The sequence below is a fragment of the Paucibacter sp. KCTC 42545 genome, from assembly GCF_001477625.1.
Lineage (GTDB): Bacteria > Pseudomonadota > Gammaproteobacteria > Burkholderiales > Burkholderiaceae_C > Paucibacter_A.
In genome coordinates, this window is record NZ_CP013692.1 from 2,229,533 (window position 1) to 2,255,328 (window position 25,796).

The 25,796-nt window shown below is 64.7% G+C and carries 21 protein-coding genes; 11 read left to right on the plus strand and 10 right to left on the minus strand.

The window, feature by feature from the left end; all coding sequences use genetic code 11:
- Positions 1–198: 198 nt before the first annotated feature.
- Positions 199–1,458 carry an RsmB/NOP family class I SAM-dependent RNA methyltransferase gene (locus AT984_RS09815; protein ID WP_058719939.1) on the minus strand — a complete coding sequence of 420 codons (1,260 nt, stop codon included), beginning with the start codon at positions 1,456–1,458 and terminating at the stop codon, positions 199–201.
- A 34-nt stretch (positions 1,459–1,492) separates the two neighbouring features.
- Here AT984_RS09815 and AT984_RS09820 point away from each other — a divergent pair, with 34 nt between their 5' ends.
- Positions 1,493–1,729, plus strand: coding sequence for a DUF1653 domain-containing protein (locus AT984_RS09820; protein WP_058719940.1), 237 nt, complete (start codon positions 1,493–1,495; stop codon positions 1,727–1,729).
- A gap of 25 nt (positions 1,730–1,754) precedes the next feature.
- Here the strand turns inward: AT984_RS09820 and purN are convergent, their stop codons facing one another.
- Positions 1,755–2,390: a phosphoribosylglycinamide formyltransferase gene (gene purN, locus AT984_RS09825; RefSeq protein WP_058719941.1), complete on the minus strand. Its 636-nt coding sequence runs from the start codon at positions 2,388–2,390 to the stop codon at positions 1,755–1,757.
- A gap of 58 nt (positions 2,391–2,448) precedes the next feature.
- On the opposite strand from purN, the gene trpS reads away from it, so the two are divergent.
- Genes trpS through AT984_RS09840 form a run of 3 tightly spaced genes read left to right on the plus strand, consistent with a single transcriptional unit; the run spans position 2,449 to position 5,375 of the window.
- Complete coding sequence (trpS, locus tag AT984_RS09830; RefSeq protein WP_058719942.1) at positions 2,449–3,477, plus strand: tryptophan--tRNA ligase; 1,029 nt, start codon at positions 2,449–2,451, stop codon at positions 3,475–3,477.
- Between the two features lie 30 nt (positions 3,478–3,507).
- On the plus strand, positions 3,508–3,975 hold the full coding sequence (locus AT984_RS09835; protein WP_058722210.1) for a DUF3717 domain-containing protein: 468 nt from the start codon (positions 3,508–3,510) through the stop codon (positions 3,973–3,975).
- Positions 3,972–5,375 (plus strand): MATE family efflux transporter, encoded by a 1,404-nt coding sequence (locus AT984_RS09840; protein WP_231741624.1) that lies wholly within the window; start codon positions 3,972–3,974, stop codon positions 5,373–5,375. The genes AT984_RS09835 and AT984_RS09840 overlap by 4 nt, the downstream gene beginning before the upstream one ends.
- 21 nt (positions 5,376–5,396) lie before the next feature.
- Here the strand turns inward: AT984_RS09840 and AT984_RS09845 are convergent, their stop codons facing one another.
- From AT984_RS09845 to ettA, 4 genes are all read right to left on the minus strand, one after another.
- A complete protein-coding gene (locus AT984_RS09845) occupies positions 5,397–6,791 on the minus strand; it encodes a HAMP domain-containing sensor histidine kinase (protein ID WP_442952174.1) in 1,395 nt (464 codons plus the stop codon).
- Positions 6,792–6,800: 9 nt separating this feature from the next.
- Positions 6,801–7,514, minus strand: coding sequence for a response regulator (locus tag AT984_RS09850; protein WP_058722212.1), 714 nt, complete (start codon positions 7,512–7,514; stop codon positions 6,801–6,803).
- 116 nt (positions 7,515–7,630) lie between these two features.
- Positions 7,631–8,203 carry a Spy/CpxP family protein refolding chaperone gene (locus AT984_RS09855; RefSeq protein WP_156421977.1) on the minus strand — a complete coding sequence of 191 codons (573 nt, stop codon included), beginning with the start codon at positions 8,201–8,203 and terminating at the stop codon, positions 7,631–7,633.
- Between the two features lie 170 nt (positions 8,204–8,373).
- Positions 8,374–10,038: an energy-dependent translational throttle protein EttA gene (ettA, locus tag AT984_RS09860; protein WP_058719945.1), complete on the minus strand. Its 1,665-nt coding sequence runs from the start codon at positions 10,036–10,038 to the stop codon at positions 8,374–8,376.
- 602 nt (positions 10,039–10,640) lie between these two features.
- On the opposite strand from ettA, the gene AT984_RS09865 reads away from it, so the two are divergent.
- Positions 10,641–12,611 carry a methyl-accepting chemotaxis protein gene (locus AT984_RS09865; RefSeq protein WP_058719946.1) on the plus strand — a complete coding sequence of 657 codons (1,971 nt, stop codon included), beginning with the start codon at positions 10,641–10,643 and terminating at the stop codon, positions 12,609–12,611.
- A 115-nt stretch (positions 12,612–12,726) separates the two neighbouring features.
- On the opposite strand, the gene AT984_RS09870 is transcribed toward AT984_RS09865, so the two are convergent.
- Positions 12,727–13,347 (minus strand): glutathione S-transferase family protein, encoded by a 621-nt coding sequence (locus AT984_RS09870; RefSeq protein WP_058719947.1) that lies wholly within the window; start codon positions 13,345–13,347, stop codon positions 12,727–12,729.
- A gap of 423 nt (positions 13,348–13,770) precedes the next feature.
- Here AT984_RS09870 and AT984_RS09875 point away from each other — a divergent pair, with 423 nt between their 5' ends.
- The 6 genes from AT984_RS09875 (at position 13,771) to AT984_RS09900 (ending at position 22,926) form a co-directional block, all read left to right on the plus strand.
- Positions 13,771–15,291 (plus strand): DEAD/DEAH box helicase, encoded by a 1,521-nt coding sequence (locus tag AT984_RS09875; RefSeq protein ID WP_058719948.1) that lies wholly within the window; start codon positions 13,771–13,773, stop codon positions 15,289–15,291.
- A 109-nt stretch (positions 15,292–15,400) separates the two neighbouring features.
- Positions 15,401–16,096 carry an NAD(P)H-binding protein gene (locus tag AT984_RS09880; RefSeq protein WP_058719949.1) on the plus strand — a complete coding sequence of 232 codons (696 nt, stop codon included), beginning with the start codon at positions 15,401–15,403 and terminating at the stop codon, positions 16,094–16,096.
- Positions 16,090–17,403, plus strand: coding sequence for an MgtC/SapB family protein (locus tag AT984_RS09885; protein WP_058719950.1), 1,314 nt, complete (start codon positions 16,090–16,092; stop codon positions 17,401–17,403). Before AT984_RS09880 ends, AT984_RS09885 begins: the two co-directional genes overlap by 7 nt.
- A gap of 11 nt (positions 17,404–17,414) precedes the next feature.
- Positions 17,415–19,358, plus strand: a complete 1,944-nt coding sequence (gene mnmC, locus AT984_RS09890) for an FAD-dependent 5-carboxymethylaminomethyl-2-thiouridine(34) oxidoreductase MnmC (RefSeq protein ID WP_058719951.1) — start codon at positions 17,415–17,417, stop codon at positions 19,356–19,358.
- A 118-nt stretch (positions 19,359–19,476) separates the two neighbouring features.
- The gene (locus tag AT984_RS09895; protein ID WP_058719952.1) at positions 19,477–21,027 is read left to right on the plus strand and encodes a methyl-accepting chemotaxis protein; all 1,551 of its coding nucleotides are present in this window, start codon (positions 19,477–19,479) and stop codon (positions 21,025–21,027) included.
- Positions 21,028–21,375: 348 nt separating this feature from the next.
- The gene (locus tag AT984_RS09900; RefSeq protein ID WP_058719953.1) at positions 21,376–22,926 is read left to right on the plus strand and encodes a methyl-accepting chemotaxis protein; all 1,551 of its coding nucleotides are present in this window, start codon (positions 21,376–21,378) and stop codon (positions 22,924–22,926) included.
- Between the two features lie 125 nt (positions 22,927–23,051).
- Here AT984_RS09900 and rpiA read toward each other — a convergent pair whose 3' ends face one another.
- From rpiA to AT984_RS09915, 3 genes are all read right to left on the minus strand, one after another.
- Positions 23,052–23,714 (minus strand): ribose-5-phosphate isomerase RpiA, encoded by a 663-nt coding sequence (rpiA, locus tag AT984_RS09905; protein ID WP_058719954.1) that lies wholly within the window; start codon positions 23,712–23,714, stop codon positions 23,052–23,054.
- A 98-nt stretch (positions 23,715–23,812) separates the two neighbouring features.
- On the minus strand, positions 23,813–25,327 hold the full coding sequence (locus AT984_RS09910) for a carotenoid oxygenase family protein (protein ID WP_058719955.1): 1,515 nt from the start codon (positions 25,325–25,327) through the stop codon (positions 23,813–23,815).
- Positions 25,328–25,341: 14 nt separating this feature from the next.
- A complete protein-coding gene (locus tag AT984_RS09915; protein ID WP_082679925.1) occupies positions 25,342–25,785 on the minus strand; it encodes a DUF2141 domain-containing protein in 444 nt (147 codons plus the stop codon).
- Between the last annotated feature and the right edge of the window lie 11 nt (positions 25,786–25,796).

Here is a 25,796-nt window from a genome sequence, read left to right on the forward strand (position 1 = left end):
AACTGGTAGCCGGCGCTTCATTCTGAGATCGAATTCACCGGATGCTCCCTCGGGGCGGACATGTCGCTTTTACGGGACGACCGTACACACCTTGCTTGGAAAATTTGTCCAACGATTGTAGAGGACATGACCCAAATCTCCCAGCCCTTCCGTCGGCCGGAGGGCTGAGCCAAATCAAGCCATGTCGATCGCGCGCGCTTAGTTTTTCTGCCAGACAGCCGCAAAGAAGCCGTCGGTCTGATGGCGATGGGGCCACAGGCGCAGATAGCCGTTTTCCACCAACTCATCAGCGCGATTGACATGCGCTTTGCTCAAGACTTCACCGGCCGGCAATTTGGTGAATTGCGGATGGGCGGCCTCGAACTGCTGCGCGATCACCTCATTCTCGGCATCCAGCAAGCTGCAAGTGGCATAGACCAAGCGTCCACCGGATTGCAGCAAGCGCGCGGCGCTGGCCAAAATCGCTGCTTGTTTGACCTGCAACTCGGCCACCGCCTGCGGCGTTTGGCGCCACTTGAGGTCGGGATTACGGCGCAGCGTGCCCAGGCCCGAGCAAGGTGCATCAACCAGCACCCGATCGATCTTGCCGGCCAGGCGCTTGATACGCTCGTCACGCTCATGCGCGATTTGAGTCGGATAGACATTGGACAAGCCACTGCGCGCCAGGCGCGGCTTGAGCGATGCCAAGCGATGGCCCGACACATCAAAGGCATACAGGCGGCCGGTGTTGCGCATGGCATCACCCAAGGCCAAGGTCTTGCCGCCCGCGCCGGCGCAGAAGTCCACCACCATTTCGCTACGCTTGGCATCCAGCATCAAGGCCAGCAACTGGCTGCCTTCATCCTGCACCTCAACGCCGCCGCCGGTGAACAGTTCCAGCTTGTTCAAAGCTGGTTTGCCGGGAATGCGCAAACCCAGTGGCGAGAACGGCGTGGGCTCGACCTGGATATTGGCGGCAGCCAGCACGGCTTGCGCCTCTTCGCGCTTGTTCTTGAGCGTATTGACGCGCAGATCCAGCGGCGCGGGCTCGTTCATCGCATTGGCCAGGGCCCAGAACTGCTCTTCACCCAAGCGTTCCAGCAAGGGCGCTGCCAACCATTCGGGCAAGTTGTGCTGCAGCTTAGCCGGCAGGCTGCTTTGATCGATGGCTTGAACCTGCTGCAACCATTCCTGTTCTTGCGGCGTCAGGGCACCGCGCAAAAAGGTGTCGTTGCCTTGCCAGGCCAGAATCGCCAGGCGGCGCTCGGTCGGGCCGCGGCCCGACTGCGCCAGATGCTGCCAGAGCGGGCGGCGGCGCAGAACGGCGTAAGTTGTCTCGGCCAAAGCGTGGCGCTCACGCTGGCCAAGGCCTTTGTGTTGACGGAAAAAGGCGGACACCACGGTGTCTGCAGGCGCGTCGAGTTTGAGAACTTCACGCAGAAGTTCGCTGCTCATTTCAAGGAGGGCATTAGGATGCATGCCCCGATTATCCCAGCACCTGAGCACAAGCCCAATGAATGATGACGACTTGCCCGCATTGCCCGCCACAAAGCTGGGCCGCTACCGCCACTACAAGGGCGGCGAATACGAGGTGATCGGCGTGGCCCGTCACAGTGAAACGCTGGAGCCCTTGGTGGTTTACCGGCCGATCTACAACGCCACCGGCCTGTGGGTGCGGCCGCACGCCATGTTTTTTGGCACGCTGGAGGTGGCGGGTCAGACCGTGCAGCGCTTCCAGCCTATTGACTGAGATTCAGTTGGATTTCAGCTAAAACTCAGCTGAAGGCCTGGGCCTCACCCGCCAACTGGCGCACTTGGCCGTTTTCCAACGCCAACTGGCCCTGCACAAACCAGCGTACTGCCGCCGGATACATGCGGTGTTCCAGCTTGAGCACCCGGGCTGACAAGCTGTCTTCATCATCACCCGCCAACACCGGCACAACGGCCTGCGCCACGATGGCGCCGTGGTCCAACTCGGCGGTGACGAAATGCACAGTTGCACCGACGAATTTGCAGCCCATCTCCAGCGCACGCGCATGGGTGTGCAAGCCAGTGAAGGCCGGCAGCAAGGACGGGTGGATATTGAGCATGCGCTCGGCATAGTGCGCGGTGAAGCCGGGCGTGAGGATGCGCATAAAGCCTGCCAGCACCACCAAATCAGGCGCGAAGCCGTCGATCACGCGCTGCAGCTCCGCATCGAATTCCTCGCGCTTTTGCGCGCCACTGAAGGCCTTGTGATCGACCACCGCCGTGGCGATGCCATGCGCTTGCGCAAAGGCCAAGCCCGCCGCATCGGGCCGATTGCTGATCACGGCGGCAATGCGCGCCGGCCAGGCCTCAGACGCGCAAGCGCGCACGATGGCCTCCATATTTGAGCCGCGGCCGGAGATCAGAATCACGATGTTTTTCATGGGGCCGAAGTGTAGGCCAAGGGCGCCCGACCACAACACCTCCCTACAATGCCAACCCATGTCAGAAGCCCCCACCGATACCCTGAGCAGCCGCCCGCGCGTGCTCTCCGGCATGCGCCCCACCGGCGCACTGCACCTTGGCCATTACCACGGCGCCCTGAAGAACTGGGTCAAGCTGCAGGCCACGCACGACTGCTTTTTCTTCGTGGCCGACTGGCATGCGCTGACCACCCATTACCAAGACCGCGGCACGATTGAGCGCAATGTCTACGACATGGTCGTGGACTGGCTGGCCGCCGGCATCGACCCCGAGCAAGCCACCCTCTTCATTCAAAGCCGCATGCCCGAGCATGCCGAGCTGTTCACGCTGCTGGCGATGAGCACGCCCACCGCCTGGCTGGAGCGCATCCCCAGCTACAAAGACCAGCTCGAGAAGAACCGGCCCAACGGCGAAGGCGCCACCTACGGCTTCCTTGGCTACCCGCTGCTGCAAGCGGCGGACATCTTGATCTACAAGGCCGCCTGCGTGCCGGTGGGTGAAGACCAGACGGCGCATGTGGAAGTGACCCGCGAAGTGGCGCGCCGCTTCAACCGCATTTACTCGCCCGAGCGCGCCATCCTGCCCGAGCCGCAAGAGCTGCTGACGGCCACACCTCGCCTGCCCGGCCTGGACGGCCAGAAGATGAGCAAGAGCGCCGGCAATGCCATCGCCATGCGCGACAGCCCCGAAGTGGTGGACGAGAAAGTGCGCACCATGCCCACCGACCCACAGCGCGTGCGCCGCAGCGACCCCGGTGAGCCCAGCCGCTGCCCGGTCTGGCCCTTGCATCAGCTCTACAGCGACGCCAGCACACAGGCCTGGGCCAGCGAAGGCTGCCGCAAGGCCAGCATCGGTTGCCTGGACTGCAAAAAGCCCTTGATCGAAGCGATTCAGGCCGAGCAAAAGCCCTGGCGCGAGCGCGCCGAGGCCTTTTTGGCCAACCCCAAGCAAGTGCAGTGGATTGTGGAAGTGGGCACCGAGCGCGCCCGCGCCGTGGCCCGCAAAACCCTGCGTGAGGTGCGCACGGCCATGGGTTTGGCGTACTGAATGCGGCCGCAGAACTCCCCCGAAGCAAGCATGGCCGGCATCCACATCACCGACATCGAGTCCGCCATCAACTGGTGGCGGGAGCGCCAGCCCTCCGCCGATGGCCTGCAGGCCTGCGCCGAGGTCTGCGCCCTGGCCGAGGTCTACGGTCAACTGGTTTACTACCGCGAGACCGAATGCGACGACGCCAGCATGCCCGCCGCCGCACTCGAAGCCTGGATGCAGTGGTACGACAGCACGCCCGACGCCCCCTGCATCGCCATTTGCTCCACCAGCCAGGGCGACGAGCTGTGCAAGGGCTGCGGCCGCACGTTTGACGAAGTGCAGAACTGGCCGGTGATGACGCCCGCAGAAAAGCGCGTCACCTGGCGCCGCATTTCCATTGAGGCCACCGCCTGGCGCTTCAACCGCTATGCGGAGCGCGCACGCGAGTTCACCGGCGTCGATCATCCCCAAGCACCATCACCCTCCCCATCGCAGCCCGGGGTCAAGTCTTGACCGGCACGACGGCACCCGCCGCGCCCGGCCATCTGGATACCTTGCGCCGCCTGGCGCCCTTGGCTTGGCCGGTGTTCATCGGTCAGGTCGCTGTGCTGGCCTTCAGCACGGTGGACACCGTGCTGGTGGCGCGTTACTCCGCCACCGATTTGGCGGCGCTGGCCGTCGGCGCGGCCATTTACATCACTGTGTTCGTGGGTCTGATGGGCGTGGTGCTGGCCATCTCACCGATTGCCGGGCAGCTGTTTGGCGCCCGCAAGCTGAATGAAGCCGGCGAGCAACTGCATCAGACGGTGTGGCTGGCTTTGGGCTTGTCGGTGCTGGGCTGCCTGGTGCTCCTGTTTCCCGAACCTTTTCTGGCCAGCTCACATGCCAGCCGTGAGGTCGCCGCCAAGGTGCGCGGCTATTTGCAGGCCCTGGCCCTGAGCCTGCCCGCTGCCCTGCTCTTCACCGCATTTCGCGGATTCAACACAGCGGTGTCCCGGCCCAAGGCGGTGATGGCCATGCAGCTCGTCGGCCTGGCACTGAAAGTGCCACTGACCGCTTTGCTGATCTACGGCTTCAGCATTGGAGGCATGCAGATGCCTCCGCTAGGCGCCGTGGGCTGCGGCATTGCCACCGCACTGGTGATGTGGGCGCAGGCGCTGATCGCCCTGGTCTGGCTGCGCCGAGATGGCTTTTACGCCAGCTTTGGTTTGCACGGCAGCGGCCTGCATGCCCCCCGAGCGGCCGACATCAAGGCCTTGTTGAAACTAGGCATCCCGATGGGCGCAGGCATCTTGATCGAGGTGACCGGCTTCACCTTCATGGCCATCTTCATCGCCCGCCTGGGCACCACGCCGGTGGCGGGGCATCAGGTGGCGGTCAATCTGGTCTCGCTGATGTTCATGGCGCCGCTGGCCCTGGGCAATGCGGCCCAAACGCTGGTGGCCCAGCGAGTAGGCGCGCATGACGCAGCGGACGCACGCCGCCTGGGCTGGCACAGCCTGGAGATTGCGCTGGCCTTGGCCTTTGGCGTTGGCGCGCTGGTGTTTTTCGCCCGCGAGCAGGTGCTGGGCTTTTATACCCAGGACCCGGTCATCATCGCCGCCGCCATGCCCTTGCTGCTGTGGGTGTGGGTGTTCCACATCGGCGATGCCGGCCAAACCGTGGCGGCCTTTGTGCTTCGTGCCCACCGCATTGCTGTCGTGCCCATGGTGGTTTATGCCCTGGCGCTCTGGGGCCTGGGCCTGGGCGGCGGCTACTGGCTGGCGTTTGGCGACACCGCCTGGGTGCCAGCAGAGTTTCACGGCGCGCGCGGCTTTTGGTCGGCCGCTACCGCCGGGCTGGTCTCGGCGGCCCTGGGTTTGAGCGGATTCTTAGCCTGGGTGCATGGCCGCGAGGCAGCCGGACAGATTTGAGATCGACGTGAGGCTTGAGCCTTAAGCCAGCGGCAAGGTCAGCACAAAACAGCTACCGCCCCCCGGCCGGGACTCGCAACGCACGGAGCCGCCATGCCGCTGGGCGATTTGCTTGACCAAGCTCAGGCCCAGGCCCACACCGCCAGCTTGTTCGGCATGGCCGGGCAGGCGGAAAAAGGCCTCGAAGATTCGCTCACGCATGGCCTCGGGCACGCCTGGGCCGCGATCACAGACGCGCACCACGGCGGCTGAGCCGCTCCGGCTCAATTGCAGCAAGACTTCGTCGCCACCGTAGCGGCGCGCGTTCTCCAGCAGATTGCGCATGGCACGGCGCAGCAAGCGGTCCTCGCCCATCAGTTGCAACTGGCTCAAGCCTTGCTCGGCTTCAAACTGCGCGCCGACACGGGCGGCCTCTTCGGCTGCCATGCCGAGCAGATCCACTTTTTCAGCCACGGCGCCGGACACACCTGAGTCCAAGCGGCTGGCCAACAACACCTCTTCCACCAAGGCATCCAGCTCGCGGATATTGGTGTGAATCTCGGCCGTCAGCCGGGCACGCTGGGCCTCGCTGGCATCGTCCAACATGGCGAAGGCCATCTTCAAACGCGCCAAGGGTGAGCGCAGCTCATGGCTGGCATTGGCCAGCAAGGTCTGCTGTGAACGCAGCAAAGTCTCCAACTGGCTGGCCGCGCGATTGAAGCTCACGGCCAAAGCGGCCACTTCATCGTTCCCCTGGTCGTCCACCCGATGCGCCAGATTGCCGGCACCGAAACGCTCCACACCCTGCTTCAGGGATTCGAGCCGACGCGTCAGCCGACGCACCACCGGAAAGGCACCGATGGCCACGCCAAAAAACAGCAACACCAGCAAGGCCAGCAGGGCATGCCCGTTCGGGCGCGGGCCAAAAATAGGTTGGAACCAAGCCGGTTCCATATGGGCAGGCTGGCCGCGCATGCCACGCACATCGCCGCCCGCACGCAGCGGCAGGCCGGGCATGGGACGGCGCTGGCGCAGCACCAGCAGGCTGCGGCCATCATCCAGCACCAGCTGAACGGGCGCGGCAACAGGCGCGCCCTCGCTTGCTGCTTGGCTCAGTTCCGCTTCACGGCGCAAGAACAATTCCGAGCTGGCCAGGCGCTCTCCGCGCTTGCTCTCCAGCGCCACCGCCAGATGCAGGCGCTGGCTCCAGTCCTCCAGCGCCAGGGCTTGCTGAACCTGCGGCGCATCGGCCGCCGGCAAGGCATTGCCCAAGAGTTCCAGCAAAGCCGCCATGCGCTCGCCGGCCGAGGTTTCCTGGCTGCCCCGCTCCTGCTCGATATGGCGCTGAAACAGCCAAGCCGAACCAAATGCAAAAGCCAGCAGCAAGACCACCAGGGTCAGGTAGATGCGCAGGTAAAGCGCCTTCATTCGCAGCATCACGGGCGCTCAGCTCGCGGTGTCGGCATCTTGCTTGCGGGCGAACAGATAGCCCGCACCGCGCACCGTCAGGACCCGGCGCGGGTTCTTGGGGTCATCCTCGATCAAGGCACGGATGCGCGAGATATGCACATCGATGGAACGATCAAAAGCATCCAGCGGGTGACCCTTCAAAGCATCCATGATCTGGTCGCGCGACATCACTCGGCCGGGGCTTTGGGCCAGCACCACCAGCAAGTCGAACTGATGGCTGGTGAAATCGCAGGACTTGCCGTCGATGCGCGCTACCCGCTCGGCCAGGTCGATCTCCAGGCGGCCAAAGCGCAGCACATCGTCCTCGGCGGCTTGCGGCTCCACCCGGCGCAACAAGGCCTTGATGCGGGCCTGCAATTCACGCGGCTCGAAGGGTTTGGCAAGGTAGTCGTCAGCACCCAACTCCAGGCCCAGGATGCGATCCATGGGCTCGCCGCGGGCGGACAGCATCAGGACCGGCAAGCGCCGCGTATGCCCATGGGCGCGCAGTTCGCGGCAGAAGTCCAGGCCATCGCCATCGCCCAGCATCAGGTCCAACACCAGCAAATCGAAAGCGCCCGAGGCCAGCACCGTGCGCGCCATGGCCAAAGACCCTGCCACGCTGATCTCGAAGCCGGCATTGCTCAGGTAATCGCTGAGCATGGCGGTGAGTCGGGTGTCGTCGTCGATGAGCAGCAGTCTGGAAGGCATGGTGGCGCTGGCGTTGCAGTGTGATTGAGAGGCCGGCTTGCGTGCGGACAAAGCCCGCGCGGCCGCTTGCGCCTCGAGTGAAGGGCTAAGCATAAGCGAGCCTCGCAGCGCCGCCATCAATTCAGCGCGGGTGCAGGCTTGGCGGGTTTGGCACCCATCGGGCCGGCTGGCTCATGGCGATGCTCGGCGCGGCGCGCTTGCATGGCCTTCATCTTTTCGCCCAGCTTGGCACGCTGCTCGGGGCTGAGGACGCGGGCGGCATCCACCATGGCCTGGCTCATGCGCTTGCTGGCTTGCTCACGCAAGACCTGACCCTGCTGACGCAAAGCCTCGACGGCAGCCGCATCCACGGTGGGTGCGGTCAGCAGCGCCATGCCCTGCTCATGCAGCTTCTGGCCGCTGGCGTGCTGAGCCTTCAAATCATCGCGGGCGGCTTGCATGATTTGCTTGATCTGGGCGCGCTGGGCCTCGGTGGCGTCCACCATGTCCAGCATGCGGCTCATGTGGCGGCCGCCCATCATCATGCCGGGGCCGCCCCGATCGCCCCGTTCGCTCATCTCTTCCACGCCGCGCATCTCGCCGGGGCCACCGTGCATGCCGTGGCCTTGAGCCATCACCAAGCCAGCGCTCATGGCCAGCACCGAGGCCAGCAGGCCGGTCTTCAGTTTGGAATTCAGCGTCTTCAACATGGCGTACTCCTTGAAACCATCAATCAATCAAGCCAGGATCTGGCGTGAATGAATCATCTGCGCCTCAGGTAAGCCGGGCATGCATGGGCCGTAAAGTTCTGTGAACAGGCATGAAAAAAGGGAGCCTTGCGGCTCCCTTCGATTTAGCACCCAGTGCAGCGCAATGGCGCTTACTTGATCGGCTTGAAGCGCATGCGCTTGGGGCGCGCGCCTTCTTCGCCCAGGCGCTTCTTCTTGTCGGCTTCGTACTCATGGAAGTTGCCGTCAAAGAAGAACCACTGCGAATTGCCTTCGCAAGCCAGGATGTGGGTGCAGATGCGGTCCAGGAACCAGCGATCGTGGGAGATCACCATGGCCGAGCCGGCGAACTCCAGCAGCGCCTCTTCCAGCGCGCGCAGGGTTTCGACATCCAAGTCGTTCGACGGTTCGTCAAGCATCAAGACGTTGCCGCCCTGCGCCAAGGTCTTGGCCAAGTGCAGTCGGCCGCGCTCACCACCCGACAGGCTGCCCACCAGCTTTTGCTGGTCATTGCCCTTGAAGTTGAAGCGACCCAGATAGGCGCGGCTTGGCATCACGAACTTACCGACGGTGATGTTGTCCAGGCCGCCCGACACGTCTTGCCAAACGGTTTTGTCGGCTTCGAGGTTCTCGCGACTCTGGTCCACGAAGGCCATCTTGGCGGTCTTGCCGATCTTGACATTGCCGCTGTCCGGCTGTTCCACGCCTTGCAGCATGCGGAACAGCGTCGACTTACCGGCACCGTTGGGGCCGATGATGCCGACGATGGCGCCGGCGGGCACCTTGAAGCTGAGGTTGTCGATCAGCACGCGGTCGCCGAAGCTCTTGCTGACGTTTTCGAACTCGATCACTTCATTGCCCAGGCGCTCGGCCACGGGGATGAAGATTTCGTTGGTGACGTTGCGCTGTTGGTACTCCACATCGCTCAGCTCTTCGAAGCGGGCCAGACGCGCCTTGCTCTTGGCCTGACGGCCCTTGGCATTGGAGCGCACCCACTTCAGCTCTTCCTTCATGGCCTTGGTACGAGCGTCTTCGGTCTTCTGCTCGGTCTCCAGGCGCTTCTCTTTCTGGTCCAGCCAGTCGGAGTAATTGCCCTTCCATGGGATGCCGTGGCCGCGGTCGAGTTCCAAAATCCACTCAGCGGCGTTGTCCAGGAAGTAGCGATCGTGGGTGATGGCCACCACGGTGCCGGGGAAGCGCTGCAGGAACTGCTCCAGCCATTCCACCGACTCGGCGTCCAAGTGGTTGGTCGGCTCGTCAAGCAACAGCATGTCGGGCTTGCTCAGCAGCAGGCGGCACAGGGCCACGCGGCGCTTTTCACCACCGGACAGCACGCCGATGACGGCATCCCATGGCGGCAGGTTCAGCGCGTCAGCGGCCAGTTCCAGTTGCAGGTCGGTATTTTCCGAACCAGCGGCGGCGATGATGGACTCCAACTCGCCCTGTTCGGCGGCCAGAGCGTCAAAGTCGGCGTCTTCTTCGGCATAAGCGGCATAGACCTCGTCCAGGCGCTTCTTGGCGGCCAAGACGCCACCAATGCCCTCTTCCACCGCTTCGCGCACGGTCTGCTCGGGGTTGAGCTGCGGCTCTTGCGGCAGATAACCGATCTTGATGCCGGGCATGGCGATGGCTTCGCCTTCGTATTCCTTGTCCACGCCGGCCATGATCTTCAGCACGGTGGACTTACCCGAACCGTTGACGCCCAGCACGCCGATCTTGGCGCCGGGGAAGAAGGACAGCGAGATGTCCTTGAGGATGTGGCGTTTGGGAGGAACCGTCTTGTTCAGACGGTTCATCGAGAAGACATATTGAGCCATGGCGAAGATCCTGGGGTTTCGAGAAGGTGTAGGGCTGCGGGCTGAAGCGTCCACCGGCATGACCATGAGTCATTCCTGTGCGCTTAGGGTCAGGGCTTGAGGGCTGGGGTCGAAACGCGTCCCCTTATTCCTGGCACCCTGCATCCCTGCCGCCCGCTGCGCCTCGCTCGTCCTGAGGCGGTGCGAGGCGATCATTCAACCCGCTATTGTCGCAGCTTCACAGCCGCCGCCGGCGCTCGGCCGACATTGGCTGCGTGTTCAAACCACGAAAACGCGTCAGATAGACCCGGCCTCGCCCGTTCAGACCTGACTTGGGCGGGCTGAATTGCCCCGGCGGATCTGGCCCGGCATGCGTCGACGAGCGGGCGGCCAAGACCGCGTCGTTAAAAAATGCCTCCATGACAGGGCATTCCCCTCTCGTCGAGGACTCAAGAATCAGCCAGCATTACCCGACATCAAAGTCTGCATCCGCAACATGGCCGCTTGCTGAGGCGCGTAGTTGCATTCGCTTTGGCAGATGGAAGCGCCAATTCTCATTGCGATCAGTGCGTCCGCTGCGCCAGCAATGACTGCGAAACACCCCTCAACCTTGAATCATCGACATGAGCCCATCCACACTTTCCGAACCGATTGCCAGCACGCCCGCTTGGGCCCGCCCCGGCGTGTATTGGTTCCGCAAAGTGATGTTCCCGACCAAGGCAGCGGTGATTCTGGTCCTGCTGGTGCTGCCCATGCTGGGCACGCTAGGTGTGTTGACCGCAGACCGTTACGCCGCCTGGCAGGCCACCGTTGCGGAGCGCACCGGCTTGGCCGCCATCCAAACCATCTTGCCTGCGGCGGATGCGACACGGCAGTTGCGCCGCGCCTTGGTCGACCAGGCCAATGGCGTTGAGCGCAATGACTTGGCAGCGCTGCGCGAGCAGTTCAACAAGGCGTTTGCGCATCTCAATAAAGAAGGCAAGCCCCTCCTGGACAGCTTTGCGAACAAGGCCAACAAACACTGGCAGCCGCTGATGGCAACGCTGGAGGAGGCCCGCCGCCAAAGCAGCGAACAGGGTTTGAGCGCAGCCGAGGTGCGCAAGCCCTATGCCAGCATGACCGAGCAGCTCGACGAACTGACCCAGGATGTGGTGGACGCCAGCGGCTTGGCCTTGGACCCGGAAGGCGACACCTACTACCTGATGCTGGCAGCCACCATCAATCTACCCAAGGCGATGGAGAACCTGGGACTGTCCCGTGGCGCCATGAGCGCCTACTTGGCTCAACCCAAGAACAGCTTGCTGGCGGCGGCCGCCGCGCGGGTCGCCGTGGACCGGGAACTGATCGGCAATCTCCAGCAGGCCGTCAGCCATGCCATCGACTTCAACCCAGCGCTGGCCAAGCTCAAGCTCGACGCTCGCCTGGCCAGCACCGAAACCTATGTCAGCAATAACGAGGCCCTGCTGCGGCAGGACGAGCCCCCCAGCGTCAAGCCGGAGTTGGTGGTGCAACAGGCCAACGCCGCCCTACTCGATTTGGGCCAGGCTCAGCGCAGCTTGGCAGACCAACTCGACCAACTGCTGGAAGCGCGCCAACAGCGCCTGATGCAGCGCATGCTGCTCGGCTCGGTACTCAGCTTGGCCCTGCTGCTGGCAGGACTCTACTTCTTCTACTGCTTCTATCGGGTGATGAGTTCGGGCATGGGCACTTTGGTGCAGCGCATGCACGCCATCGCCACCGGCGACCTGACCGCCACCCTGATTCCGAAGGGCCACGATGAAACCGCCCATTTGATGACCGCCCTGGCCGACATGCAGGAGGCCCTGCGCGGCACCGTCAAGCAGGTGCGCGAGGCGGCGGATGCCATCAAGCTCTCGGCCGATGAAGTGGCCGGCGGCAGCATGGATCTATCGCAGCGCACCGAGCAAGCGGCCGCCAATCTGGAACAAACGGCCTCGGCCATGGAGCAAATCGGCTCCACCGTCAAGCAGACCACCGATGGCGCGGCCCAAGCGGCCGGCGTCGCCGGTAACAATGTGAAGTTGGCCGACCAGGGTGGTCAGGTGATTGCGCAAGTGGTCAGCACCATGGCCGAAATCCAGGACTCCAGCCGCCGCATCGGCGAAATCATCGGCGTGATTGACGGCATTGCCTTCCAGACCAATATCCTGGCATTGAATGCCGCTGTGGAGGCGGCCCGTGCCGGCGAACAAGGCCGCGGCTTTGCGGTGGTGGCCAGCGAGGTGCGCGCCCTGGCCCAGCGCAGCGCCGCCGCTGCGCGAGAAATCAAGCAGCTGATCGTGGCCAGCGGCGAGCGGGTCGAGGTCGGCAACCGCATCGTCAGCGAAGCGGGTAGCACCATGCGGGCCATCGTCGACAGCACCGGCCAAGTCGGTACGCTCCTGCAAAACATCTCCAGCGGCGCCCGCGAGCAAGCCCTGGGCATCGATCAGGTGGGCAAGGCCATCCATGAACTCGACCAGATGACGCAGCAAAACGCTGCCCTGGTCGAAGAAACTGCCGCCGCCTCCAGCGGCATGCGCCAGCAAGCCGAGCAACTCTCCGTCGCGGTGCATGTCTTCAAGCTGCCCTGAGCCAGCTTGACCGCGACGCGCTAGCAGGCGCTAGGACTCCGCGGCAGAGTCATCCGCAAGCGCAGCACTTGCTCAGCACTTCGCCAAGCACTATGCGCACTTGCGGATGCGCCACTCACTCCGCCATCGAGTAGGGGCCGCCACGCTCCAGCGCGCGCCGGTAGGCCGGGCGCTGCTGAAAGCGGCGCACCCAGGCATCCAGATTCGGGTAGCTGGCGCGCAAGCCGCGCGCGGCCTCGCCCACAAAACTCATTTGGATGTCGGCACCGCTCAAGCTGTCGCCGACCAACCAGTCGCGGCCTTGCAAGGCCCGGTCCACATAGCCCAAATGGTTCTTCAACTCGCTGTCTATGCGCGGCGCGAGCGGCGCGCCGGCCTCGCCCAGGCGCGACACGTAAAGCTTGAGCAGCAGCGGCAACATGGCCGAGCCTTCGGCGTAATGCAGCCACTGGTTGTAGACCTCAAAGGCCGGTGTTGACAGCGCCGGCTGCAGGCGGCCGCCACCGTAGCGGCGAATCAAGTAGTCCACGATGGCGCCCGACTCGATCAAAGTTTGACCACCATCTTCAATCACCGGCGACTTGCCCAGCGGGTGCACGGCCATCAACTCCGGCGGCGCCAGCCGAGTTTGGGCGTCGCGGGCGTAGTGGCGAATCTCGTAAGGGAGTTCCAGCTCTTCCAGCAGCCACAACACGCGCTGCGAGCGCGATTCATTCAGGTGGTGTACGACGATCATCGGGATGCCTTTGTTTGGGTTTGACCACGCAGCGTGGTGAAGTCCGGGCATTGTGATCAAAGCCGCCTGGGCCTGCCTAGCCCCAAGGTGACAGTGAAAGGAGCCGCAACCGCGCCAGGGTCGCGCGGCACTGGAAAAAGGCCAGGCGAGGAGACCGCCCCAGAGCGAGGGCAAGACCCAGCCTGCCAACTAGTTCCGGGGCCGAGCTACGGGCCAACCCTATAATGCCAGCTTCGCCACGCTTCTCAGTCTTGCGCGGCGTTTGCTTTTCCAAAGCTCAAGTACGCATCCCACGCAGGCTCGAAGACTGGCGCTGCTCCACGCAGCGCGGCCCGGCATCAGGGACTCGTGCCCCCCAAACAGTTGTCAGCTGTCCTGCCTGTGATCCACAGGCATGGGCGCTGCAACGTCTAAAAGTAATCAATGACTTTTGAATCCCTGGGCCTCGCCCTCCCCCTGCTCAAAGCGATCGCAGACGCCGGCTACACCACGCCGACCCCCGTTCAAGCACAAGCTATTCCTGCCGTCCTGAAGGGCGGCGACCTGATGGCCGGCGCCCAAACCGGCACCGGCAAGACCGCCGGCTTCACCCTGCCCATGCTGCATTTGCTCAGCACCGGCGCACCGGTCACCAATAAGCGCGGCAAGCCGGCCATCCGCGCCCTGGTTTTGACCCCGACTCGCGAACTGGCTGCCCAGGTCGAAGAAAGCGTCAAGACCTACGGCAAATACCTGCCCCTGAAGAGCATGGTGATGTTCGGCGGCGTCGGCATGCAGCCGCAAATCAACCGCCTGCGCGATGGCGTTGACATTTTGGTGGCCACGCCCGGCCGTCTGCTCGACCACGCCCAACAAGGCACGCTGGACCTGAGCCAAGTGCAAATGCTGGTGCTGGACGAAGCCGACCGCATGCTGGACATGGGCTTTGTGCACGACATCAAGAAGGTGCTGGCCCTGTTGCCGGCCAAGAAGCAGTCGCTGCTGTTCAGCGCCACCTTCAGCGATGACATCAAGAACCTGGCCGACCGCCTGCTGAACCAGCCCGCCCTGATCGAAGTGGCCCGCCGCAACCAGACCAATGAGTCGATTGCGCAAAAGGTCCACCCCGTTGGCCGCGAGCGCAAGAAGGAATTGCTGGTCCACCTGATCAAGACCGGCGACTGGCACCAAGTGCTGGTCTTCACCCGCATGAAGCATGGCGCCAACCGCCTGACCGACTATCTGAATGACCAGGGCATCAGCGCCATGGCCATCCACGGCAACAAGAGCCAAGGTGCCCGCACCAAGGCCCTGGCCGAGTTCAAGAGCGGCGATCTGCAAGTGCTGGTGGCTACCGACATCGCAGCCCGCGGCATCGACATCGACCAACTGCCGCACGTGGTGAACTTCGAACTGCCCAATGTCTCGGAAGACTATGTGCACCGCATCGGCCGTACCGGCCGTGCCGGCGCGCAGGGCGAGGCCGTCTCGCTGGTTTGCGTGGACGAGAACGGTTTCCTGCGTGAAATCGAAAAGCTGATCAAGCGCGAGATCCCCAAGGAAATCGTGCCCGGCTTCGCGCCCGACCCCAACGAGCGCGCCGAGCCCATCGTGCTGGGCCGCATGATTTTGAACGGCAACGGCAGCCGTTCCAGCGCCGGTGGTGGCGGTGGCCGCGGCAATTCGCGTGGCGGTGGCGGCAGCGGCGGTGGGCGTCCGGCAGCGGGCCGTGGCCCGGCCGGTGGTGGCCGCCCAAGTTCACCGCAAGGTGAGCAGCGCGCGCCGCGTCAAGCAGCGCCGCAAGGCCAGCGCAATGCTGGTGGTGGCCATGCAGGTGGTGGAAACGGCGGCGGCAACGGTGGTGGCGGCGCGCGCTCCGGCGCACCGCGCGGCAATGGCGGTGGTGGTGGCCGCAGCGGCGGTGGCGGCGGCGGCGGTGCGCGTCTGACCAGCCCCAAACGCTAAAAATGCGCTGAGCAGCACCAAATAACGCTGAAGCCCAGCTGACCAAGGTCAGATCACGCTACGAAGCCCAGGCACCAAAGCCTGGGCTTTTGTGTTTTAGGATTCCGGCATGACAAACCCTGTGCCCCAACGTCTCTGGCTGGCCGGCGCTACCGGCCTGATCGGCCGCGAAGTGCTGGACCTCGCCCTGCAAAACCGCTGCGAGGTCCATGCCCTGCTGCGCCGCGCCGCGCCCGAGTTGCCGAACAGCCCGCATCTGCATGCTCACCAGGTCGACTTTGCCGCCCCAACGCTGGGCCTCAGCAGCCCCTTGCCGGCAGCAGACGCACTGATCATTTGCCTGGGCACCACCATCAAGGTGGCCGGCTCGCAAGAGGCCTTTCGCGCCCTGGACTTCGGCGCGGTGCTGGCGGTGGCAAGTGCAGCTCGCGAGGCCGGCGTGAGCCGCTGTGCGGTGGTCTCCGCGCTTGGCGCCGACCCTGCGTCCGGGGTGTTCTACAACCGCGTCAAGGGCGAGATGGAGCAGGCCCTGATGGCTTTGAACTTCCCGCAGCTGCTGATTGCCCGCCCCTCCCTGCTGGTGGGCGACCGAGCCCGTCTCGGCCAGCCGGCCCGAGCCGGCGAGCAATGGGCCGAGCGCTTGAGCCGCCCCTTGCGCGGCTTGATCCCGGCGCGCTGGCGCCCCATCGCGGCCAGTGCGGTGGCGCGTGCGCTCTGGCTCAGTGTTACGAATGAAAGCGGGCCGCGCCTGCGCATTTTGGAGTCCGATCAATTGCAAGCGCTGGCCGGCACACAAGCATGCTGAACCGCTTCAGTGAGTTGCTGGGCGCGCAAGGCCCGCTGGTGCTGGGTTTGCTGGTGGCGCTGGGCGCCGGCCTGCTGCTGGGCTTGGAGCGTGAACACCACCGGGCGCGCGGCGCCGCGCCGGTGATGCAAGCCGCTGGCCTGCGCACCTTCACCATCATCACCCTCAGCGGCGCCTTGGCACAGGGCTTGGACATCCCCGGCTTGGTGGCGGTGGGCGCACTGGCCGTGGCGGCCCTGGTGGCCATCGCCTACTTCCGCAGCAGCGAAAAAGACATCAGCCTGAGCACCGAGGCGGCCTTGCTAGCAGCCTATTTGATCGGTGTGCTGTGCGTGCAATCCCCCGCTCTGGGTGCGCCTGCGGCAGTCCTTTTGGCGGCGCTGCTCAGCGCCCGCGAGCGCTTGCATCGCTTTGCGCGCCACTGGCTGCGTGAGGCGGAGTTGCGCGACGGCCTGCTGCTGGCCGCACTGGCCCTGATCGTGCTGCCGCTGATGCCTACAGACCCCCTCCCCTGGCTGGCCGGCCTGCGGGCGTCCACCATGATGGGCTTGCTGCTTCTGCTGCTGGGCTTGCAAGCCTTTGGCTATCTGGCCCTGCGGGTGCTGGGCGCGCAGACCGGCCTGGCCTTGGCGGGCTTGATGTCGGGGCTGATTTCCAGCACCGCCACCATCGCCGCCATGGGCCACCGCACCCGGGCCGAGCCGGCGCTGTTCTGGGCCTGCTGCGCCGGTGCCGTCATGTCCACCGCCGCCACCTGGCTGCAGGTCAGCCTGATGCTGCTGGCCCTGGCGCCGCAAGCCGCGCAGCTGTTCTTGCCCGTCAGCGGGGTGGGCATGTTGGCCGCCGGCGCAGCAGGCCTGCTGCTGGCGCGCCGGGCCAAAGCAGCCCAGGGCGCCGACGGCCAGGCGCCCGCACCCGGCAAGTCAGAGGCGCCAGCCGCCGCTGACAAAGGCCCATTGCGCTTGAAAGAAGCCGCGCTGATCGCCGTGACCCTCAGCGCCGTGGCCTTGCTGGTCAGCTGGGCCGAGCGCCAGTTCGGCAGCGCCGGCTTGTTCAGCGCGGTGGCCTTGGCCGCGATTGCCGATGCGCACGCGCCGGTGGCCTCGCTGGCGGGCCTGAGCAATGCCGGGCAGATCAGCCACGCACAGCTGGCCCAAGGCGTGATGCTGGCCATTGCCTGCAACAGCATCACCCGCGCCATCACCGCCACCCTGGCTGGCGGGCGCCGCTTCGGCATGCTCATCTCACTTGTGCTGCTAGCCTGCCTGGGCCTGACCGGCTTGGCCTTGCTGATGATCCTCGCTTAGCCCTCGTTTTCGTGAAAACCCAAGCCATCATTCCCGCCGAGGTCGACTTCGCGGACCCGGCCGCACCTCGCGCGCCAGCTTTTGACGACGTCTATCACAGCCGCGCTGGCGCCCTGGCGCAGTCCCGCCACGTGTTTCTGGGCGGCAACCAGCTCCCCGCACGCTGGGCGGGCCGCCCGCGTTTTGTGATTCTGGAAACCGGCTTCGGCCTGGGCCACAACTTCCTGGCCACCTGGGAGGCCTGGCTGCAAGACCCGGTACGCTGCGAGCAGCTGATCTTCATCAGCATTGAAAAGCACCCGCTGCGCCAGGCAGATTTGGCGCAGGCCCACCAAAGCTCGCCGCTGCCCGAATTGAGCGCTCAGCTGCTTGAGGCTTGGCCGCCGCTGACGCCCAATCTGCACCGATTGGTATTCGAAGGCGGCGCAGTGCAATTGCTGCTGTGCCTGGGCGATGTGCACCGCTGGATGCGCGAGTTGGTGGCCGAGGTGGACGCCTTCTATCTGGACGGGTTCAACCCCTCCAGCAATGCCGAGATGTGGGACGGCCATGTGCTCAAGGCCTTGGGCCGGCGCGCCGCGCCCGAGGCCACCGCCGCCAGCTGGAGCGTGGCCCCGCAGGTGCGCGAAGGCTTGATGGCCGCCGGCTTCAGCCAAGAGCGCCAGCGCGGCTTTGCCAACAAGGGCGGCATGTGTGTGGCGCGCTACCAGCCCCGCCATCAAGCGCAAAAGCCGGCTGGGCGCGAGCCACTGGCGCCCAAAGCCAAGCATGCATTCATCCTCGGCGCCGGCCTGGCCGGCGCGGCCTGCGCCTGGGCGCTGGCAGGCCAGGGCATTGCCAGCACCTTGATCGACGCTCGCCCCGGACCGGCGCAAGCCGCCTCGGGCAACCCCGGCGGCCTCTATCACGGCACGCTCAACCCAGACGACGGCCTGCATGCGCGCTTCAATCGCGCGGCGGCATTGGCAACGGCCCACACCCTGCGCCATTTGCCCATGCTGCCCTGGCATCAGCAAGGGCTGCTGCGACTGGAGCAGGCCCGTGAACCGAAGCAAATGGAGGCCTTGCTGGCGCGCTTAGGCCTGCCGCCCGACTATGTGCAGGCACTGAGTCAAGCGGAAGCCGCTACGCTGAGCGGGCTTGACCTGCCCGGCCCAGCCTGGTTCTACCCGGCCGGTGGCGCGCTGCCGCCGCCCGCCTACGCCCAGGCCTTGTTGGCAGCAGCCGGGCCGGCCGTCAACAGCCGCTACAACTGCCGGGTCGCGCGCATCGAGTCCGTCGGCGCGAGTTGGCGGCTGTGGGATGCCGAGGACAAGCTGATCGGCGAGACCGAGCTGCTGGTGTTGGCCGGCGGGCATGAGGGTCAGGTCTTGCTGGCGCAGCAAGCGCCTGAACTGGCGGCCCAGCTCTCGGTGTTACGCGGGCAGCTGAGCCATCTCAGCCCGATGAGCGTTCGCCCGCGCCTGCCGGTGGCAGGCCTGGGCTACGCGATTGCCGATACCGACCAAGGCCTGTGGTGCGGCGCCACCAGCCAGGCCGCTGACACCGAGCCACAGCTGCGCCTGGCCGACCACCAACGCAATCTGGCGCAATGGGCCGAACTCAGCGGCCAAGCTGGCACGGCAACTGGTCTGGAAGCACTGCTGCAAGGCGGTCGCGTGGGCTGGCGCCTGGCCACGCCGGACCGGCTGCCCCTGGTCGGCGGCCTGCCGCTGCCTGGCTACAACGGCCGCCAGGACCAGGCCCGCTTCATCCCGCGCCAGCCGGGCCTGGCCTTGTGCACCGCCATGGGTTCACGCGGTATTGCCTGGGCAGCCCTATGCGCGCAAGTGATGGCCGCACAGGTCACCGGCGCGCCAGTCCCCCTCGAGGCCAGCTTGCTGGACGCGCTGGACCCGGTCCGCTTTGCCTTGAGAACCGCGCGCGACTCACGCCCGGCCACAGGCACGGGCTAAGGCAGGTGCGATCTGCGAACGAATAACCTCAACTTCTATCGGGATATGCCGATCTGCTAGAGACCTCCCTCTAAGTCGCATCGGTTCGCGACTCGACCTTTCTTTGAAAAGAGTTTGCATGTCCGTCACCCTGTTGTCAGGCCACTCGATTGGCCGCCGCCTGAATATCGCCTTCTCAATCGTCTTGTTGATTGCCCTGGCCGGCTCCGCCATGGGCTATTGGTCCTTGCAAAAAGTGGCGAATGAGACCGCCACCATGTACGAAGAAACCTTGCTCGCCGAGCGCCTGGCCGGCGACTGGCAGCGCAATATCGTCAGCGGCGTCAACCGCTCGACCGCCATCGCGGTCAGCAAGGACAACAGCCTGGCCGAGTACTTCAGCACTGCGGCGGCTGAGTCCACGCGCCAGTCCAGCGAGCTGCAAAAGCAGTTGGAAGTCCTGCTCACCAGCCCGGAAGAACGCAAGCTGTTTGAACAGCTGAGCCAGCACCGCAAGCCCTATCTGGCCTCGCGCGACGCCCTTACAAAGGCCAAAAAAGCGGGCGATGCCGAGGGTGCTGAAGAGATTTTCAAGCAGCAGTTTCTGCCCGCAGCGGCGCAGTTCCAGGACAGCATCAAACTGATCGTGCAGGAAGAACGCAATCAGCTGGACGCCGCGGCCAAACGGGTGGCCAATACCAATAGCCAGGCACGCATTGCGCTGCTGGTCTTTTCAGTCTGCGCCCTGCTGGTCGGCGCGACCCTGGCCTTGCGCTTGACCCGCTCCATCGCTCGCCCCTTGAGCCAGGCAGCGGCCTCCGCCGACGCCATTGCACACTTCGACCTGAGCCGCCGCATCGTCGTGGACTCGAACGATGAAACGGGCCAGCTGCAGCAAGCGCAGAAGACCATGCAGGAGTCGCTGATTCGCCTGATCGGCGAGGTGCGCAGCTCCACCGACAGCATCAGCACGGCCAGCGCCGAGATTGCCACCGGCAATCACGACCTGTCGGCCCGCACCGAGCAAACAGCGGCCAGCCTGCAAGAAGCCGCCGCCTCGATGGCGCAATTGACCGGCACCGTGCGCCAGACTGCTGAGTCGGCCGTTACCGCCAATCAACTTGCCAACTCGGCCGCCGAAGTGGCGCGCCGCGGCGGCACTGTGGTGGCCCAGGTGGTCAGCACCATGGAAGACATCAGCGCCAGTTCGCGCCGCATCACCGACATCATCGGCACCATCGACGGCATCGCCTTCCAAACCAATATCCTGGCCCTGAACGCCGCGGTGGAAGCGGCCCGAGCCGGCGAGCAAGGGCGCGGCTTTGCGGTCGTGGCCTCCGAAGTGCGCAGCCTGGCCCAGCGCTCGGCCGAAGCGGCCAAGGAAATCAAAACCTTGATCGGCGCCAGCGCCGAGCGGGTGGAGTCTGGCACGCAGCTGGTGCAAAACGCCGGCGCCACCATGAGCGATATCGTCGCCAGCGTGCAGCGCGTGTCCGACATCATTGCCGAGATCAGCACCGCCTCGCGCGAGCAGAGTGATGGCATCAACCAGGTCAATAGCGCCGTCGGCCAGCTCGACCAAATGACGCAGCAAAATGCCGCCCTGGTGGAAGAGTCGGCCGCTGCAGCCGAGAGCCTGCGCGACCAATCGGGCCGCCTCGCTTCCGCCATCTCGGTGTTTCGCCTCTGAGGCTGCGCACAGCGGCACAAGCCCCAAAACGAACAAAGCCCCTGACGGGGCTTTTCTTGTTTTTGGGCGGACCGCCGGGGAAAACCAAGGCTGTTTCAGGCCCAGCAAATGCCCGCCAATTCAGCGCCCGCCTTTATCCAAAGCATGCGGGAATCCAACAGTCGGCTCGCACGCCCCCGCGCGCCGTGCGCCAAAAGCGTGCACAAAGACGCGCAAGCCCCCTGCCTCACTCAAGCTTGGTGCAGACGTACCGATACCATACCAAATTACCCTAATTGATTGATGTGCTGACTTGGCCCAAATCCCCTTGGCCGCTGAGTTGGCACTTTGTCTTGGAAGCAGTCTCCTATGTCATTCATCTCCCTCGGCGGCCGCAGCATCGGCCAACGTCTCGGCCTTGTGCTGTCCGCTGTCTTGCTCATTTCATTGGCCGGCTCGGCACTCGGCTACTGGACGCTCACGCGCGTGGCTGCCGAGGCGAATGAGATGTACCAAGTCAATCTGGTCTCGGAGCGCCTGTCCAGCGACTGGCATCGCAATGTCTCCACCGGCATCATCCGCAACACAGCTGTGGCCGTGGCCAGTGACGACAAACTGGCCAAATACTTCGCCAGCATCGCTGCGGCCTCGGCCGCCCAGACCGGCGAGTTGCAGAAAAAGGTCGAAGGCATGCTGAGCACGCCCGAGGAGAAGGCGCATTTCGAGGAGATCGGCAAAACCCGCAAGGCCTATATCAGCGCCCGTGATGCGATGACGGCCGCCAAGAAAGCCGGGGACGACGTCAAAGCCCGCGAAATTTTCGACGCTGAGTTCGTGCCCATGGCCAAAACCTATCAAGAGGCTTTGCGCGAGTTGGTGGACATGCAGCGCCGGCAACTCGACCACAGCGCCGCCCGCAATGAAGAGGCAATCCAAAAAGCCCGCACCGGCTTGCTGGTGTTCTCGCTCTGCGCACTGGCCGTGGGTGCCAGCTTGGCGATTTGGCTGACGCGTTCCATCACCGGGCCGCTGCGCAAGGCGGCAGAGGTGTCCAACGCGATTGCCAACTTCGACCTGAGCCAAACCATCCACGTCAGCAGCCAGGATGAGACCGGGCAACTGCTGCAGTCGCAGCAGACCATGCAGACTGCCCTGATCCGCTTGATCGGCGAAGTGCGCAGTTCCACCGACAGCATCAGCACCGCCAGCGCCGAAATTGCAACTGGCAATCACGACCTCTCGGCGCGCACCGAGCAAACCGCCTCGAATCTGCAAGAAGCCGCGGCCTCCATGACCCAGCTCAACGGCACCGTGCGCCAGACCGCCGAGTCGGCCGTCACGGCCAATCAGCTGGCCAGCTCCGCCGGGGAAGTGGCGCGGCGCGGTGGCGTGGTGGTGGCCCAGGTGGTCAGCACCATGGAGGAGATCAATACCAGCTCACGCCGCATCAACGACATCATCGGCACCATCGACGGCATCGCCTTCCAGACCAATATCCTGGCATTGAATGCGGCGGTTGAAGCCGCCCGCGCCGGCGAACAAGGGCGTGGCTTTGCGGTGGTGGCCAGCGAGGTGCGCTCGCTCGCCCAACGCTCGGCCGAAGCCGCCAAGGAGATCAAGGTGCTGATCGGCGCCAGCGCGGATCGGGTTGAGTCCGGTACCCGCTTGGTGCAAGACGCCGGCAGCACCATGAACGACATCGTGGCCAGCGTGCAGCGCGTGTCCGATGTGATCGGCGAGATCAGCGCGGCCTCCCGCGAACAGAGTGACGGCATTCACCAGATCAATGCGGCGATGAACCAGCTGGACCAGATGACGCAGCAAAACGCCGCCCTGGTGGAAGAGTCGGCCGCCGCGGCAGAAAGCTTGCGCGACCAATCCGCGCGCCTGGCCTCGGCCATTGCGGTGTTCCGCCTCTAAAGCCTAGCCCAAGCCTCGCCAAAGCCTCGCAAAGGCCTGGCCCAGCGGCGCAGGCCCCAGCATGAGAAAAGCCCCTCACGGGGCTTTTTCTATTTCAGGACGGTCAAACCGTCACAGGGCCTCGCTCAGTCGAATTTGAGCGTCTTGACGCCCTCGGCCGTGCCCAGCAAACACACGGAAGCACGGTTGCGAGCAAACACGCCCACCGTCACCACGCCGGGCCACTGATTCACGTCGGCCTCAAAGGCCTTGGCATCCTTGATCTGCAGGCCGCGCACATCGAGGATGTGGCAGCTGTTGTCGGTCACCACACCGGCGCGCAGCGTAGCGCTGGCACCCTGGGCGGCAAAGCGGCGCGCGATCTGTGCTGCGGCCATCGGAATCACTTCCACCGGCAGCGGGAACTGGCCCAGCACATCCACCAACTTGGACGCGTCGGCGATGCAAATGAATTGCTCGGCCAGATCGGCCACGATCTTCTCGCGCGTCAGCGCCGCGCCGCCGCCCTTGATCATGTGACCGCCGTGGTCGATCTCGTCAGCGCCGTCGATGTAGACGCCCAGGGACTCAACCTCGGCCGCTTCAAACACGGTGATGCCCAAAGCCTTCATGCGCTCGGTGGAGCGCACCGAGCTGCTGACCGCGCCCTTGATCTGAATGCCGCTGGCGGCCAGCGCGTCAATGAACTTGTCCACGGTGGATCCGGTGCCAACGCCGATGATGCTGCCGGCGGCCACGTATTGCAGGGCGGCTTGGCCCACCAGGGTCTTGAGTTCGTCTTGGGTCATGGCTGTGCTTCGAAAAAGTGAGGGGGATGGGCAGCATTATCCCAATGCTGCTCAAGCCTACCCCATCAAGCCGCCCTTCAATCGCCCAACTATGCCCCTCAAGCAGCGTAAAACTTGCCGTGGAAGCCATAAGTGACCCAATAGGGCAGCCACACCTTGGCGATGGGGCCGGCGCTGATCGCCTGGGCATCGAAGACGCTGGCGAAGCTGAGCTGGCGCCGGCTATCAAAGCACAGGCCCAGCAACCAACCCTCGCCCTCCACGCGGCTGCCCGGCTTGGGCACCAGCACATGCTCTTCCACCACCACCTCATTGCCAAAGCAAAAGCGCTGACGCTTTCCGCTCTCCAAGTCCAGATGCAGCAGGCCGTTAAAACCCCAGCGCTCGCCGATGTCGATGGCCGTGGGGTAGTAGACATGGCGGTAGCGCTGCGCCACCACGCGCGGGTCCACCACAGGGAACTCGACCACGTCCTCGCGGCTGCGCAGCTCAATGCGGCCGCTGGCCAGGTCGATGCGCATGAAGCGCGGGGTGGTGTTGCGCTGCGCGGCGGACGGGCGCTCGCCGCGCATGATTTGCGTGAGGGCCAGCTGAGCCTGCGGCAGCTCGCGGTTTTGCACATAGTCCAGCTGCAAGGTCTGGCCATCGTCCCAGGCATTGCCGAAGTGGAAGACCATGGCGGCCGGCATCTCCAGCACCCGGCGGCGTTCGAAGTCGGCCTTGTCCACCACCAAGACGCGGGTGGCGTCCTGGCCCTGCCAGCGCATGGCGCCAGACAAACTCTCACCTGCGCGCAAGGCTTGCTGGTCGATGTGGATGGGCGCCAGCAAAAACACCAAATAGCGCTGCGACACCGCAAAGTCATGCACCATGCCGATGGCACCAGGCGCTTCAAACACCGTGCTGCGCAAGACCTGCCCCTGCGGCGAAATCTGGCACAGCGCCATCCGCGTGCCAAAGGTGCCGAAGTTCCACACCGTGCCGTCCGTCTCCACCTTGGGGTGGGCCGAGAACGGCATGCCGGCCAGCTCGGGCGACCAGCTCTTCGGGCCGCGCGTCTGCAGGGTGGCGGGGTCCAGTTCATAGGCTCTGCCGCCCTCCCACAAAGCGTACAGTTTGTCGCCCTGGCGCAGCACACTGGTGTTGGCCGTGTTCATATCGTCGGCGCCGCGCACCGGCTTGCGAGCCGGAATCGGTGTACCGAAGCCAGGCACCAGGAAGCGCCCTGCCGCTGACTCGGCCTTGAACTTGGCCGTTTGCACGAAGCGGGCCTGGTGACTCACGCCGGCATCGCCAAAGGTCCAGGCTTGCAGGAGACCGTCGCCGTCAAACCAGTGGCGGTAGCGTTCATCGCCACGGGCCATCAAGGCCGGGCCGTTCTTGTAATACACGCCGCGCAGGCCGGCGGGCAACTTTCCTTCGACCTTGAGGCTTGAAGCTTGCAGGTCCTGGCCGGGCAAGCCCAGCAGCGGCGCCAGTTCGGGCGCGCTGCTGAAGGGCTTGGCCGCTGATGCCGTTGATGGCGTCAATGCCGCCAATGCCGGGTCCAAACCCGCCAAGCTGGCAGCACCGGCCAAGCCGGCTTTGAAGAGTTCGCGTCTTTGCATGCGCATGGCGTCCCCCTGACTCAGTTGAACTGCACGCTGATGCGGGCGCCGGGCTTGACGCTGAACTGCGCCTTTTCGAAGCTAGGCGGGCCGAACATGCCGCTGGCATTGTTGGAGAAGGCGTAAGGTTCGGTCGGCATGCCCATGCCGTTCTTGTCCAGGCGGCCGTTGCCGTTGACGTCGTGATAGATGCTCAGGGCCAAGCTGCCCGCGTCTGCGACGGGCAACTTATTCAGACTGATGAGCAGGCGGCCGTCCTTTTGCTCGGCCGCTTGGGCGCGGGCCACGGCCACGGGCTTAGCAAGCCAGCTGCCGGCATCGGCAAACACCGCCACCATGATCTGGCCCTGGCCTTGGGTGATGCCACTCAGCTCCAGTTCCAAATCGGCAGCACGGGCGGCTGTAGCAAAGCCCAGCGCCGCAGCCGCCAGGGTGATCATCACAGTGAAAGACGCTTGTTTCATCGCTTGCCTTT

Bases quoted from the DNA above. Each gene is read 5' to 3' on its own strand.
- AT984_RS09845 (WP_442952174.1), bottom strand. From the start codon at position 6,791: ATGCTGCGAATGAAGGCGCTTTACCTGCGCATCTACCTGACCCTGGTG.
- AT984_RS09880 (WP_058719949.1), top strand. From the start codon at position 15,401: ATGACAAACCCTGTGCCCCAACGTCTCTGGCTGGCCGGCGCTACCGGC.
- AT984_RS09910 (WP_058719955.1), bottom strand. From the start codon at position 25,327: ATGCGCATGCAAAGACGCGAACTCTTCAAAGCCGGCTTGGCCGGTGCT.
- AT984_RS09875 (WP_058719948.1), top strand. From the start codon at position 13,771: ATGACTTTTGAATCCCTGGGCCTCGCCCTCCCCCTGCTCAAAGCGATC.
- AT984_RS09865 (WP_058719946.1), top strand. From the start codon at position 10,641: ATGAGCCCATCCACACTTTCCGAACCGATTGCCAGCACGCCCGCTTGG.
- AT984_RS09895 (WP_058719952.1), top strand. From the start codon at position 19,477: ATGTCCGTCACCCTGTTGTCAGGCCACTCGATTGGCCGCCGCCTGAAT.
- AT984_RS09870 (WP_058719947.1), bottom strand. From the start codon at position 13,347: ATGATCGTCGTACACCACCTGAATGAATCGCGCTCGCAGCGCGTGTTG.
- AT984_RS09820 (WP_058719940.1), top strand. From the start codon at position 1,493: ATGAATGATGACGACTTGCCCGCATTGCCCGCCACAAAGCTGGGCCGC.
- purN (WP_058719941.1), bottom strand. From the start codon at position 2,390: ATGAAAAACATCGTGATTCTGATCTCCGGCCGCGGCTCAAATATGGAG.
- AT984_RS09915 (WP_082679925.1), bottom strand. From the start codon at position 25,785: ATGAAACAAGCGTCTTTCACTGTGATGATCACCCTGGCGGCTGCGGCG.
- ettA (WP_058719945.1), bottom strand. From the start codon at position 10,038: ATGGCTCAATATGTCTTCTCGATGAACCGTCTGAACAAGACGGTTCCT.
- AT984_RS09815 (WP_058719939.1), bottom strand. From the start codon at position 1,458: ATGCATCCTAATGCCCTCCTTGAAATGAGCAGCGAACTTCTGCGTGAA.
- AT984_RS09850 (WP_058722212.1), bottom strand. From the start codon at position 7,514: ATGCCTTCCAGACTGCTGCTCATCGACGACGACACCCGACTCACCGCC.
- AT984_RS09885 (WP_058719950.1), top strand. From the start codon at position 16,090: ATGCTGAACCGCTTCAGTGAGTTGCTGGGCGCGCAAGGCCCGCTGGTG.
- AT984_RS09900 (WP_058719953.1), top strand. From the start codon at position 21,376: ATGTCATTCATCTCCCTCGGCGGCCGCAGCATCGGCCAACGTCTCGGC.
- AT984_RS09835 (WP_058722210.1), top strand. From the start codon at position 3,508: ATGGCCGGCATCCACATCACCGACATCGAGTCCGCCATCAACTGGTGG.
- trpS (WP_058719942.1), top strand. From the start codon at position 2,449: ATGTCAGAAGCCCCCACCGATACCCTGAGCAGCCGCCCGCGCGTGCTC.
- rpiA (WP_058719954.1), bottom strand. From the start codon at position 23,714: ATGACCCAAGACGAACTCAAGACCCTGGTGGGCCAAGCCGCCCTGCAA.
- AT984_RS09855 (WP_156421977.1), bottom strand. From the start codon at position 8,203: ATGTTGAAGACGCTGAATTCCAAACTGAAGACCGGCCTGCTGGCCTCG.